The organism is Dyella sp. (assembly GCF_051962475.1).
Classification (GTDB): domain Bacteria; phylum Pseudomonadota; class Gammaproteobacteria; order Xanthomonadales; family Rhodanobacteraceae; genus Dyella_A.
On the sequence record NZ_JBQCCF010000069.1, the window covers coordinates 247752 to 260169 of the forward strand.

The 12418-nt window shown below is 68.0% G+C and carries 10 protein-coding genes; 6 read left to right on the top strand and 4 right to left on the bottom strand.

Annotated features, from left to right (window positions below; all coding sequences use genetic code 11):
- Positions 1-42 precede the first annotated feature (42 nt).
- Together gndA and mutM are read left to right on the top strand one after the other, a co-directional pair.
- Positions 43-1452, top strand: coding sequence for an NADP-dependent phosphogluconate dehydrogenase (gene gndA / locus ACTHJF_RS16335; protein WP_440268038.1), 1410 nt, complete (start codon positions 43-45; stop codon positions 1450-1452).
- Between the two features lie 113 nt (positions 1453-1565).
- Entirely contained in the window at positions 1566-2393 is an 828-nt protein-coding gene (gene mutM, locus ACTHJF_RS16340; RefSeq protein WP_440268039.1) for a bifunctional DNA-formamidopyrimidine glycosylase/DNA-(apurinic or apyrimidinic site) lyase, read from the top strand.
- 115 nt (positions 2394-2508) lie between these two features.
- Here mutM and ACTHJF_RS16345 read toward each other — a convergent pair whose 3' ends face one another.
- The 3 genes from ACTHJF_RS16345 to ACTHJF_RS16355 all read right to left on the bottom strand — a co-directional run bounded on the left by ACTHJF_RS16345 (position 2509) and on the right by ACTHJF_RS16355 (position 5384).
- The gene (locus ACTHJF_RS16345) at positions 2509-3276 is read right to left on the bottom strand and encodes a hypothetical protein (protein ID WP_440268040.1); all 768 of its coding nucleotides are present in this window, start codon (positions 3274-3276) and stop codon (positions 2509-2511) included.
- 62 nt (positions 3277-3338) lie between these two features.
- Positions 3339-3965: a thymidine kinase gene (locus tag ACTHJF_RS16350; RefSeq protein ID WP_440268041.1), complete on the bottom strand. Its 627-nt coding sequence runs from the start codon at positions 3963-3965 to the stop codon at positions 3339-3341.
- Positions 3966-4043: 78 nt separating this feature from the next.
- Positions 4044-5384 carry an NAD(P)/FAD-dependent oxidoreductase gene (locus ACTHJF_RS16355; protein ID WP_440268042.1) on the bottom strand — a complete coding sequence of 447 codons (1341 nt, stop codon included), beginning with the start codon at positions 5382-5384 and terminating at the stop codon, positions 4044-4046.
- A gap of 118 nt (positions 5385-5502) precedes the next feature.
- On the opposite strand from ACTHJF_RS16355, the gene ACTHJF_RS16360 reads away from it, so the two are divergent.
- Together ACTHJF_RS16360 and ACTHJF_RS16365 are read left to right on the top strand one after the other, a co-directional pair.
- On the top strand, positions 5503-7482 hold the full coding sequence (locus ACTHJF_RS16360; protein ID WP_440268043.1) for a UvrD-helicase domain-containing protein: 1980 nt from the start codon (positions 5503-5505) through the stop codon (positions 7480-7482).
- A gap of 10 nt (positions 7483-7492) precedes the next feature.
- The gene (locus tag ACTHJF_RS16365; RefSeq protein ID WP_440268044.1) at positions 7493-9067 is read left to right on the top strand and encodes a sulfotransferase; all 1575 of its coding nucleotides are present in this window, start codon (positions 7493-7495) and stop codon (positions 9065-9067) included.
- A 4-nt stretch (positions 9068-9071) separates the two neighbouring features.
- Here the strand turns inward: ACTHJF_RS16365 and ACTHJF_RS16370 are convergent, their stop codons facing one another.
- Positions 9072-10109, bottom strand: coding sequence for an AI-2E family transporter (locus ACTHJF_RS16370; protein ID WP_440268045.1), 1038 nt, complete (start codon positions 10107-10109; stop codon positions 9072-9074).
- A gap of 136 nt (positions 10110-10245) precedes the next feature.
- On the opposite strand from ACTHJF_RS16370, the gene ACTHJF_RS16375 reads away from it, so the two are divergent.
- Together ACTHJF_RS16375 and ACTHJF_RS16380 are read left to right on the top strand one after the other, a co-directional pair.
- On the top strand, positions 10246-11151 hold the full coding sequence (locus tag ACTHJF_RS16375) for a 5'-nucleotidase, lipoprotein e(P4) family (protein ID WP_440268046.1): 906 nt from the start codon (positions 10246-10248) through the stop codon (positions 11149-11151).
- Between the two features lie 289 nt (positions 11152-11440).
- Positions 11441-12400: a hypothetical protein gene (locus ACTHJF_RS16380; RefSeq protein WP_440268047.1), complete on the top strand. Its 960-nt coding sequence runs from the start codon at positions 11441-11443 to the stop codon at positions 12398-12400.
- The last annotated feature ends 18 nt before the right edge of the window (positions 12401-12418 follow it).

The window sequence follows — 12418 nt, forward strand, 5'->3', positions numbered from 1 at the left end:
GTGCGCCCCATATCGACGGCATTCCTTCTCCGGAGCCCCACCATGAGCAAGCAGTCCATCGGCGTCGTCGGCATGGCCGTGATGGGTCGCAACCTGGCGCTGAACATCGCCAGTCGCGGCCACGCGGTATCTGTGTACAACCGCAGCCGCGAGAAGACCGACGAGGTCGTCGCCGAATATCCGGACGCTGGCCTGGTGCCCACCTACTCGCCGCAGGAGTTCGTCGATTCGCTGGAGCGTCCGCGCCGCATCCTGCTGATGGTCAAGGCCGGCAAGCCCACGGACGACACCATCGCCACGCTGAAGCCGCTGCTGGCCGAGGGCGACATCCTGATCGACGGCGGCAACACGCTGTTCACCGACACCGTGCGCCGCGCCAAGGAATTGTCCGAGGCGGGACTGCACTTCATCGGCACCGGCGTCTCCGGCGGCGAGGAAGGCGCGCTGAAGGGTCCGTCGATCATGCCCGGCGGTCCGCGCGACGCCTACGATTTGGTGGCGCCGATCCTCAAGGAGATCGCCGCCCGCGCGCCGGACGGCACGCCCTGCGTGGCGTACATGGGTCCCGGCGGCGCGGGCCACTACGTGAAGATGGTGCACAACGGCATCGAGTACGGCGACATGCAGCTGATCGCCGAGAGCTATGCTCTGCTCAAGGGCGTGCTCGGCCTGTCCAACGCCGAGCTGGCGAAGGTCTATGCGGACTGGAACGCCGGCGAGCTGGACAGCTACCTGATCCAGATCACCGCGCAGATCTTCGGCAAGCAGGACGAGGAAACCGGCGAGGCGCTGGTCGACGTGATCCTCGATCGGGCCGCGCAGAAGGGCACCGGCAAGTGGACCAGCCAGAGCGCGCTCGACCTCGGCGTGCCGTTGCCGCTGATCACCGAATCGGTGTTCGCCCGCGTGCTGTCCTCGCTGAAGAGCGAGCGCGTGGCGGCGAGCAAGCAATTGGCCGGACCGGCGAAGCAGGCGTTTGCCGGCGGCCGCGCCGCCTTCATCGAGTCGGTGCGGCGCGCGCTGTACCTGGCCAAGCTGATCTCCTACGCACAGGGCTTCGCCCAGCTGCGCGCCGCTTCCACCGAGTACGACTGGAACCTCGACTACGGCACCATCGCCAGCATCTGGCGCGGTGGCTGCATCATCCGCGCGCGCTTCCTGGAGGACATCACCCGCGCCTTCGCCGCCGACGCATCGCTGGCCAACCTGCTGCTGGCGCCGACCTTCGCCAAGGTCGCCACCGACTACCAGACCGCGCTGCGCGAAGTGGTCACCACGGCGGTGCAAGCGGGCGTGCCGGTGCCGGGCCTGGCCTCGGCCATCGCCTACTTCGACGGCTACCGCAGCGAGCGCCTGCCGGCCAACCTGATCCAGGCCCAGCGCGACCTGTTCGGGGCGCACACGTTCGAGCGCATCGATCGCGACGGCAGCTTCCACGCCGACTGGAATTGACCCCGTAGGAGCGCACCCTGTGCGCGAATGCTTCTGGCGTTGATGTAGATCGAGAGCAAAAACGTTCGCGCACAGGATGCGCTCCTACCCGTCAGCACTCACACCTCGCCCCCATGCCTGAACTCCCCGAAGTCGAAACCACCCGCCGCGGCATCGCCCCGCACCTGGTCGGCCGACGCATCGGCGCGGTGACGCTGCGCCGGCCGGACCTGCGCTGGCCGATTCCGCACGAGGTGGCCGAGCTGCTGCCGGGTCAGGTGATCGAGTCCGTGGAGCGGCGCGCAAAGTACCTGCTGCTGCGCACCGAGATCGGCAGCGCCCTGCTGCACCTGGGCATGAGCGGCGTGCTGCGCGTGCTGCCGCCAGACACGCCGGTGAACACGCACGACCACGTGGACATCGCCATCGACGCGGCGCCGAACAAGCCAGCCCGCGTGCTGCGCTTTACCGACCCGCGCCGCTTCGGCTGCCTGCTGTGGCAATGGCCGGGCGAAACCCACCACCTGCTCGCCACGCTGGGCCCGGAGCCGCTCACCGACGACTTCGACGGCGACCTCCTGTGGCGACTCTCGCGCGGCCGCAGCGCCGCGGTGAAGCTGTTCATCATGGACAACGCGGTGGTGGTCGGCGTGGGCAACATCTACGCCAGCGAGGCGCTGTTCGCCGCCGGCATCGACCCGCGCAAACCCGCCGGCAGCGTCTCGCGTGCGCGTTATGCGCGGCTGGCCGCCGAGATCAAGCGCATCCTCGCCTGGGCGATCGAGCGCGGCGGCACCACACTGCGCGACTTCCTCAACCCGGACGGTGCGCCGGGCTACTTCTTCCGCGAGCTGTTCGTTTATGGCCGCGCCGGCGAGCCGTGCCGCACCTGTGGCGCCACGATCCACCAGGCCACGCTGGGGCAGCGCTCCACCTTCTGGTGCCCGCGCTGCCAGAAGTGACCCGGCCTTTGTAGGAGCCCGCTCGCGGGCGATGCTCTTGCTTTGATGTTTGATGTGGATCAGGAGCAGAAGCGTCGCCCGCGAGCGGGCTCCTACCGGGCGGAGGTCGCCACCATCACGCCGGCCAGCGGAACTCCACGAAGGTGTTGTGGAAATCCGGGTGCTCCAGGCTGCCGCCGAGGCGGCCGGTGAGGTCGTCGGCCAGGCCAGGGATCTCCACCTGCTGCCCGTCCTGAAAGTGCCCGCCGAGCGCTTCGAGTTCCACCAGTCGCTCGCACAGGCTGCCGGCGAGGTTCACCTGGTCGTCCGGCACGCCGCGCAGGCTGAAGTCGGGGCGACCGAACTTGCGCATGCCGCGGGTGTGGATCCAGTTGCGGCCAGGCTCGGACTCGCCGTCGCGCAGGATCAGCAGGTGACTGCGGATCGGCGCCCCCTCGCGCACCAGATAACGGCGGCGCCAGCCGTCCGCATCGAGCAGGGTGAGGATCTGCGGGTCGAGAATCGCCACGCCGCCGATGTCCAGCAGCCCGGCCAACACGCCCATCACGTCGCGCAGGTAACTGGTGTCGGCGGCGTCCTTGATCGTGCCGCGCACCACCAGCACCTGCGGCGCATTCACCGCGCGCTGGTAAGCCTCGGGCGACTCGTCCTTGAACAGCTTGCCCAGCGAGCCCTTGAGCGGGTAGCCCTCCCAGCTGCGCAGCGCGTGGTGATAGTGATTGGTCGAGGTGATGCCCGCCGGCAGGCCCGGGCTGCCGTAGGGCTGGGACGGCACGCGCACGGCCTCGAACTCGCCGAACACGTAGAACTGCAGGACGATCTCCTCTTCGTTCGGCTGCCAGTACGGGCGCTCCCAGGCGGTCAGGGGAATCGGCGAAGTCATCGGAAGTCCTTGGCGGAAAATGCGCGAGTTTGAAAGGAAGGATGTGGCTGCTGCGCGAACGGCTATTCGCCCAGCGGCAGCACGCTCTGCTGCAGTTCGATGCTGCCGCGCCCCTCGGTGATGTGCTTGAACTCGGCGCGGCTGACCGAGACATAGCGATCGTTGCCGCCGATCTCCACCTGCGGCCCTTCGGTCACCGCGCGCCCGCTTTCGTCCACGCGCACCACCATGGTGGCCTTGCGCCCGGTGTGACAGATGGTCTTGATCTCTTCGAGGTTGTCCGCCCAGGCCAGCAAGTATCGACTGCCCTCGAACAGCTCACCGCGAAAATCAGTACGCAGACCGTAGGCGAGTACCGGGATGTTGAGCCGGTCGACCACGTCGCTGATCTGCCAAACCTGCGCCTTGGACAGGAACTGCGCCTCGTCGACGAACACGCAGTGCAGCGCACCGCGCGTCTCGACATCGCGCTCCACCATCGCCAGCAGGTTTTCCTCGCCGCTGAAGCGCCGTGCGTTGGCCTTCAGCCCGATGCGCGAGGCCACCACGCCTTCGCCGAAGCGGTTGTCCAGCGCCGGCGTGAGGATCAGCGTGCGCATGCCGCGCTCGTGGTAGTTGTACGCGCTCTGCAGCAGCGTGGTGGTCTTGCCGGCATTCATTGCCGAGTAATAGAAGTAGAGCTTGGCCATGGTCGTGCGGTCGGGTCGTTGCCGCGCATGGTAGCGCGGCCAGGCCGTCGCCCGCGGGGGTGCCGAGTCTAGGGCCGCTCAGGCCCGACCCGCCGGACTGCCCGCATCGGCAAACTGCAGCTTCGCCTGTGCTCGCCGATAGCGCCGCTCGGACCACCAGCGACGTGCGTCGCGCAGGGCGCAAATTGCGTAGACCAGCTTGAACACCTGCAGGCGCCACAGAACCCGCGGCGTATCGAACAGGTCGCCGGCCAGCATCGAGATCACCCCCTGCTCCAGCTGCCAGGTATTGCGTGGGGCGCGGAACATCTGGCGCATCACTGGCCCGTTGAAGCGCTCGATGAAGAAGGAAAACCGCGCCATGCCCTTGCGCTGGCGTCGCTCCAGTTGGCGCAGCAGGGCTCGTTCGCGGGACGGCTCACGCAGCGCCTGGTCGACCATTTCCGCCGCCTGCTCGGCGCCGCTCATCGCCAGATACACGCCGGAGGAAAACACCGGGTCGAGAAAAGCGAACGCATCGCCCACCATCACCCAGCCAGGCCCGCCCATCTGCGTAGAGTCGTAGGAATAGTTGCCGGTGACGCGCACTTCCTGGTCGATCAGCTCGGCTTGCTCCAGGCGCTGCCACAGTGCCGGGTTCAGCTTCAGCGTTTCCAGCAGGAAGGCCAGCGGCGAGCCCTTGCGCTGCTTGAGATAGGCCGGCCGGCAGACCGCGCCCACGCTCATCACTCCGTCGGGCAGCGGGATCATCCACATCCAGCCGTGCGCGAAGGTGTAGATGCTGATGTTGCCGGCGTCCGCCCCGGCGCGGCAGGTCGCCCCGCGGAAATGGCCGAAGATCGCCGCACTCTGGTGCCTGGCATTCTTGCGCCGCAGCCGGCGCCGGGTCGCCAGCAGCGCGTCGCGGCCGCTGGCATCGATCACGTAGCGGGCCAGCAGCTGGTACCGGCGGCCATCGTCAACCTTTACTTCGAGCCGGCTCTCACGCGGCCCCGACTGCTCCACGCCGATGACCTCGTGGCCCTCACGGGTCTGCGCGCCGCATCGTGCGGCGTGCTCGAACAGCATCCTGTCGAAGTCCTGCCGCCATACCTGATAGGCGTGCGGCGGGCTGTCGCCGATGGCGCGGTCGAAGGCGTAGGTGTTGTAGCCGCTCTCGTTGTCCGCCTCGAAATCCGCACCCGGCTTGAACACGCCCAGCGCCTGCACCTGCTCCAGCACGCCGAGGCGCTCGAACAGCGGCAGGTTCATCGGCAGCAGGGATTCGCCGATGTGGAAACGCGGATGATGCGCCTTCTCCAGCGCAACGACGCGATAGCCGCGCCGTGCCAGCAGCGCGGCAGCGGTGCTGCCGCCCGGGCCGCCGCCGATTACCGCCACGTCGTATGGCCCGTCCAGCGTTGTGTCCGTTGCTTCCATCCCTGGATCCCCTGATGAGAGCGGCCGCTGCCGCGAGCGCCCGATTATCGCGCAGCGAGCCCGGCGCGCCAGGGGGCTCTGCTACCATCGGCCGTCGCCTCACGCCGCCTCTCGATCCATGCTCAACCCGCAACAATTGGCTGCTGTCGAATACTGCGACGGCCCGCTGCTCGTGCTTGCTGGCGCCGGCTCGGGGAAGACCTCGGTGATCACCCAGAAGATCGCCCACCTGATCCAGCGCCGGAAGCTGGCCGCCTCCAAGATCGCCGCGATCACCTTCACCAACAAGGCCGCGCGTGAGATGCGCGAGCGCGTCGGCAAGCTGGTTTCCAGCGAGGATGCCGCCGCGCTGACCGTGTGCACCTTCCACGCGCTGGGCCTGAAGTTCCTGCAGATCGAGCATGAACGCGCCGGCCTGCGCCGCGGTTTCTCGGTGCTCGATGCGGACGACAGCGAGGGCATCGTCAAGGAGCTGGCGCCTAAAGGCGCCAAGCCGGACGTGCTGTGGGGCATCCGTAACCTGCTCAGCCGCGCCAAGAATGCGGGCCTTTCGCCGGAAGAGGCGCTGGCCGCCGCGCGCGCACCGCGCGAGCTGGAAGCTGCGACCATCTACGACCTCTACCAGCAGCGGCTGGCCGCGTTCAACGCGGTGGATTTCGACGACCTGATCCGCCTGCCGCTGCGCATCCTGGAATCGGACACCGCATGCCGCGACGGCTGGCGCGAGCGCCTGCGCTACCTGCTGGTGGACGAATACCAGGACACCAACGACGCGCAGTACCGCCTGCTCAAGGCGCTGACCGGACCGAAGGGCCACATCACCTGCGTGGGCGACGACGACCAGTCGATCTACGCCTGGCGCGGTGCCAACCCGGAGAACCTCGACCAGCTCGGCCGCGACTGGCCGAATCTCAAGGTGATCAAGCTCGAGCAGAACTACCGCTGCGGCAAGCGCATCCTGCGTGCGGCGAACAGGCTCATCGCCAACAACCCGCACGTGCACGAGAAAAAGCTCTGGAGCGAGCATCCCGAAGGTATGCCGATCCGCGTGCTCGAGTGCAAGGACGCCGAGCACGAGGCCGAGAAGATCGCCGCGATCGCCACCACGCTGGCCGAGAAGCACAAGGCGCGCTGGGAGGACATGGCCATCCTCTACCGCGGCAACTTCCAGGCGCGTCCGCTGGAAAAGGCGCTGAGACTAGCGCGCGTGCCCTATCACCTCACCGGCGCCCTGAGCTTCCTCGACCGCGCCGAAGTGAAGGACCTGCTGTGCTACCTGCGGCTGCTGGCCAACCCCAGCGACGACGCGGCGTTCCTGCGCGTGGTGAACGTGCCGAAACGCGAGATCGGTTCGACCACGCTGGAAAAGCTCGGCCAGATGGCGCAGTCGAAGCATTGCTCGCTGCTCGAAGCCACCCGCAGCGACAGCGTGTTGCGCCAGCTCACGCCGCGCCCAGCCGCCGCGCTGGCGTCGCTCTCCACCCTGCTCGACGAACTGCGCAGCGCCTCGCTGCACGAGAGCGCGGCGGATCTGGTCGAGCGCATCCTCAGTCGCACCGGCTACGCCGCGCAGATCGCCGCCAGCACGCCGGATGCCAGCGTGCGTGAGCGCAAGCTCGGCAATCTCAAGGAGCTGGCCGACTGGTTCCGCGCCATGCAGAAGGGCGGCAACAGCGCCGGCGACCTAGCCTCGCAGCTGGCGCTGCTCAGCCACGCCGACCGCGACGACCCGGGCAACGCCGTGCGCATGATGACCATGCATGCCGCCAAGGGCCTGGAGTTTCGCTTCGTCTTCATCGTCGGCTGCGAAGAGGGCACGCTGCCGCACGAGGGCGCCATCGACGAGGGCCGCATCGACGAGGAGCGCCGCCTGATGTACGTGGGCATCACCCGCGCCAAGGAAGTGCTCACGCTTTCCTGGTCGGCCCGCTCCAAGCGCTATGGCGAGATCAACAACAACCAGCCCAGCCGCTTCCTGCACGAACTGCCGCAGGACGACCTGCACTGGCAGGGCAAGGATCCGGAGGCCGACAAGGAGGCCGTGCGCGAGACCGCCGAATCGCACATGGCGAAGATTGCCGCGATGCTGGCCGGCTGATCGCTTCGCCATGAACGCGCTAGCACAGCAGTACAACCAGCTGATCGAGGCGTTCAACCGCATGGACTGGCCGCGCGCACTCACCCTGGCTGCCCCCCTGGTGGAGGCGGCACCGGAGCATCCGCTGGTGCGCTTCGTGGCCGGCATCGCGCTCCTGGAAACCGGTCGCGCCGATGCCGCCCTGCCGCAACTCGAGGCAGCCGCGCGGCTGGATCCGGCGCGACTGGATTTCGCCAGCCACCACGCCCGCGCGCTGCTTGCCACTGGCCGCGTAGCGCAGGCGCGCCGAGTTGCCAGCGAGGCGGAAGCGATACCACCGCGCGACCCCGCCTCACTGGACGTGCTTGGTCAGGTACGGGTGCAGGTCGGCGACTACGACGGTGCGCTGGCGACGTTTTCGCACGCCGCCGCGTTGGCGCCAACCCAGCCGCAGTTGCATCTCAACAGGGCCTCGGCGCTGATCGGACTGGGCCGCTTCGACGAGGCGGAACAGGCGCTGGAGCAATGCCTCGCCCTCGCACCGCGCTACTGGCGTGCGCACTACAGCTTGGCGCAATTGCGCCGGCAGACGCCCGCACACAACCACCTCGCACGCCTGCAGGCGCTACTGCCGGAGGCGGCCAACGATCCAGCCGCACTGACCTGCCTCCACCTCGCCCTGGCGAAGGAGCACGAGGACTTGGGGGAATATCGGTCGGCAATAACCCATCTGATCGCGGGCAAGCGGGCGGCGCGGCCAACACGCAACTACGACCCTGCGCGTGACGTGGCTATGGTGGATGCACTGATCGATGCGTTCGATCCACTACCCGCGCCAGCGGAACATGCGCCTATCAACGGACCGATCTTCATCGTCGGCATGCCGCGCAGTGGCACCACGCTGGTCGATCGCATCGTCTCCAGTCATTCCGCCGTGCGATCGGCAGGCGAGCTGCACACCTTTGGCCACGCGCTCGCTCGCGCCCTGCGCTCAGCTACGCCGTATCTGCTCGATCCGGCGGTGCTCGCACACGTGCCGGGCATCGACTGGCCGGCGCTGGGCCGCGCCTACCTTGCCCACGCGCGCACCGTGGTGGGCGAGGACAGCGGCCGCTTCACCGACAAGCTGCCGCACAACTTCCTGCATCTGGGCGCGGTCGCACGGGCGCTGCCCACCGCACGCATCGTCTGCCTGCGCCGCCAGCCGATGGACACCTGCCTGAGCAATTTTCGCCAGTTGTTCGCCGCCTCGGCGCCGTACTTCGACTACTCGTACGCGCTGGAAGACGTGGGGCGCTACTACGTGCAGTTCGATCGCCTGATGGCGCACTGGACGCGGACACTGCCCGGCCGCGTGCTGTCGATCGACTACGAGGAACTGGTCGACCACCAGGAGCCCGTGACGCGGCGCCTACTCGATTTCTGCGGCCTGCCGTGGGACGACGCCTGTCTGCACTTCGAGCGCAATGCAGCGCCGGTGACCACGCCCAGCGCGGTGCAGGTGCGCTCGACCCTGCACCGCGACTCGTTGGAGCGCTGGAGACGCTACGGCGCGGCAATGGACGGGCTGCGCGCGATTCTCATCGAGGCGGGCATCGCCACCTGATCATTCAGATCAAATCGCGCACTTCCAGCTCGCGCTTGAGGTAGGCGTAGTAGATCGGCGCAGCGACCAGGCCGGCGAGGCCGAAGGCCGCTTCCATCACCAGCATGGCGATCAGCAGCTCCCACGCGCGCGAGCGGATCTGCGTGCCGACGATGCGTGCGTTGAGGAAGTATTCCAGCTTGTGGATCAGCACCAGGAAGGCCAGTGCGGCCACGCCGACGCCGAGCGAGACGGACAGCCCGGCAATGGTCACCGCGGTGTTGGAGATCAGGTTGCCGATCACCGGCAGCAGGCCCATCAGGAAGGTGATCACCACCAGCGTCTTGGCGAATGGCACGTGGATGCCGAACAGCGGCAGTGCGCCAAGCAGGAAGATCGCGGTGAACACGGTGTTGATCAGCGAGATCTTGATCTGCGCGAAGACGATGTTGTGGAACGCTTCGGCGAGCTTCTGGCAGCGGGCGGAAAGCGCCAGCGAGAGCGGTCCGGACAGGTGCGCTGGGCGCGTGCGGCCCAGCGCCACGATGGCGCCGAGCATCAGGCCGATGATGATGTGCAGGATCACCCGCGCGGTTTCCTTGCCGGCCAGCTGCAGGCTGCCCGCGTGCTTGCGGGTCAGTTCCACCGCCATCACGCGCAGCTCGTCGACGCTGTCGGGCATCCAGGTGGTGAGCGTGGGTGGAAGTTGCTGGCGCGCCTTTTCCACCAGCGGCATCAGTTGCTCTTGCCAGAGCACGTCGGGGTTGCCGATCTCGCTGCGCAGCAGGCTCACGATGCCCAGCACCAACAACAGCAGCAGGCCCACCACCATCACGCCGATCAGCGCCACCACCAGCATGCGCGCGCGATCGCTGGGGATGCGACGGCCCAGCAGCGGGCTGATCGAATACACCAGTTCGTACACCAGCAGTCCGGCCAAAAGGGCCGGCAACAGATGCAGCTTCAGTACCAGGAGCAGCGCCACGGCAGCCAGCAGGTAGCTGGCGTAGTCCATCGCCGCGAGCCGGCGCGGGCCGGGCTGGAAAGAGGGGGTGGACGCCATCGGAGGCGACTTCCTTGGCAAGGGGAGAGGCAGTCTGTCAGTCGGGCTCGATGCCCGCCAGTCCAGCCCGGGCGACATGACGCTGTCGTAAACTGACTGGATGCTTGTCGATCCGATGTCATCACCAAGGTTACCCATGCGCTCACGTGTTCCCGCCCTGCTGGCGGCCCTGGCCCTGCTTGCCGGCTGCAGCACCTCGCCCCCCCGTCACGAGTCCGTCGCCTCCCCCGCCCCCGTGGCAGCGCCCGTCGCCGCGGCACTGGCCGGCCCAGCGGCAGACGACAACCTCAACGCTGTGGCGTGGTCGCAAACGGCGATCGAACACGACCTGCTCTACGTGCAGACCTACCGCGACGCGCAGATGCAGCTGCTCAAGGCGCTGAAGGATCCGCGCTGGGACGCGCTGAGCAAGGACGACCGCGTCGCCCCGCTGAAAGGCCTCAAGCCCGCCGTGGTGCTGGACGTGGACGAAACCGCGCTGGACAACTCGCCCTACCAGGCGCGCCTGATCAAGAGCGGCGGCGAGTACAACGAGGCTGACTGGGCTGCCTGGTGCAAGGAAGAAGCCGCCCGCGCGCTGCCCGGCGCGGTGGCGTTCACCCAGTTCGCGGCCAAGCACGGCATCGCGGTGATCTTCATTTCCAACCGCGCCAAGGACCTCGATTCGGTGACGCTGGACAACCTGCGCCAGGTCGGCTTCCCGGTCTCCGGACCGGATGCGTTTCTCGGCCTGGGCACCTTCGTCGAGGGCTGCGAGCAGATCGGCACCGAGAAAGGCTGCCGCCGCCAGCTGATCAGCCGCAAGTACCGCGTGCTGATGCAGGTGGGCGACCAGATCGGCGACTTCGCCGACGTCATCGCCAACAACGCCGAAGGCCGCCAGCAGGCGATGGCGCCCTACCTCAAGTGGATCGGCACGCGCTGGTTCATCCTGCCCAACGCCACCTACGGCAGCTGGGAGCCGGCCCTGTTCAACAACGACTGGACGCTGCCGCGCAACGAGCGCCGGCGTCAGAAGGAAGCCGTGCTACGCATGAAGTGATGCATAAAATCAAACACTTGCATCACAAAACAAATCCATTGCCTTAACTTCTGCGAGCCGCTACCATGGCTCCGCCGACACCTGCTGCTGACCACAGATTCTGCAGGCAAGGCCATTTCCCTTCCGGCTCTGCCGGGACTGACCCCGCGAGGCTCACGCCGGCGGGGTTTTCTTTTTTCTCGGTCAGGCGATGGGCCGAGCCGGCGGGCGACACGCTGCCGGCGGCCCGTCGGACTGCGTTCGCCGGGCTGCTAGGCTCCGGCCCTTCCGCCGCCCGGGCCCGAGTCCGATGCCCCGACCGTTTCGTTTCCTGCCGCCCCTGACCGGGCTGCTCGCCGCGACCATGCTGATGCTGGCGGGCTGCCAGCGCGCGACCGAAGAATCTCCGGCGCCTGGCGGCAACTCGCCCACCGCTGCCATACGCCAGCTGATCGACGACCTGCACCACGACGATCTCGTCGCATTCTGGAAGCACGGCCTGCCGCCGACCGATCACGCCGCGCTGGTCGCACGATGGGCCAGCGGCCAGGCGGCGCAGGTCCCGACCGACGCGGCGCGCCAGGGCTATCGCCAGTGGATGGGCTCGTTGACCGGCCCCGGCGCTCGCCAGGCCCTCGCCCAGCGCCTGCAACAGCAAGCTCACCGGATCGACCGTCGCTACGGTGACCAGATTCCCGTGCTCATCGCTATCGGCGGCGCCCTGGCCAGGCGGACAGTGGTGACGGACCTTGCCCTGACTCCGCGCCAGGAACAGGGCCTGGCGGACCTGCTCGCCCCCGTGACGGCCTGGGCCCAACGCGCGCCCTGGTTGGACGGCGGGCGTGCCGGGCAGACCGCCGCGGTAGCGGTGGACACCGCCCGATCGCTCCGGCTGGCGACCCTTGCCGACCTGCGCGCGCTGGACTTTGCCGACGCCATGGCCAAGGCCTCCCGCCTATGGGCCGGTGCCAAGCAGGCCCTGGCGCCGTACGGCCTGTCGCTGGACGCCGTGCTGGGCTCCGCGACCGTAACGCTGGTGTCGCAGCGCGACGACACCGCCCACGTACGCATCGATTACCGCCTGAAAGACCAGCCGCAGCAGGTGGTGGTGAAGATGCAGGCGCTGGACGGGCGCTGGTATCCGGCCGCGCTGGGTCCGATTGCCCGCAACCTCGCGCCACCGGACTGGGGCAGCTGGTGGGCGCCACCCGGGGTCGGCCTCAGCCGTTCCGCCACGAACCGGGACGGGAGCCCATCCCCGGTACAATAGGCGGATGCCCATGACCCC

Coding starts and splice junctions, on each gene's coding strand:
- gndA (WP_440268038.1), top strand. CDS start 43: ATGAGCAAGCAGTCCATCGGCGTCGTCGGCATGGCCGTGATGGGTCGC.
- mutM (WP_440268039.1), top strand. CDS start 1,566: ATGCCTGAACTCCCCGAAGTCGAAACCACCCGCCGCGGCATCGCCCCG.
- ACTHJF_RS16345 (WP_440268040.1), bottom strand. CDS start 3,276: ATGACTTCGCCGATTCCCCTGACCGCCTGGGAGCGCCCGTACTGGCAG.
- ACTHJF_RS16350 (WP_440268041.1), bottom strand. CDS start 3,965: ATGGCCAAGCTCTACTTCTATTACTCGGCAATGAATGCCGGCAAGACC.
- ACTHJF_RS16355 (WP_440268042.1), bottom strand. CDS start 5,384: ATGGAAGCAACGGACACAACGCTGGACGGGCCATACGACGTGGCGGTA.
- ACTHJF_RS16360 (WP_440268043.1), top strand. CDS start 5,503: ATGCTCAACCCGCAACAATTGGCTGCTGTCGAATACTGCGACGGCCCG.
- ACTHJF_RS16365 (WP_440268044.1), top strand. CDS start 7,493: ATGAACGCGCTAGCACAGCAGTACAACCAGCTGATCGAGGCGTTCAAC.
- ACTHJF_RS16370 (WP_440268045.1), bottom strand. CDS start 10,109: ATGGCGTCCACCCCCTCTTTCCAGCCCGGCCCGCGCCGGCTCGCGGCG.
- ACTHJF_RS16375 (WP_440268046.1), top strand. CDS start 10,246: ATGCGCTCACGTGTTCCCGCCCTGCTGGCGGCCCTGGCCCTGCTTGCC.
- ACTHJF_RS16380 (WP_440268047.1), top strand. CDS start 11,441: ATGCCCCGACCGTTTCGTTTCCTGCCGCCCCTGACCGGGCTGCTCGCC.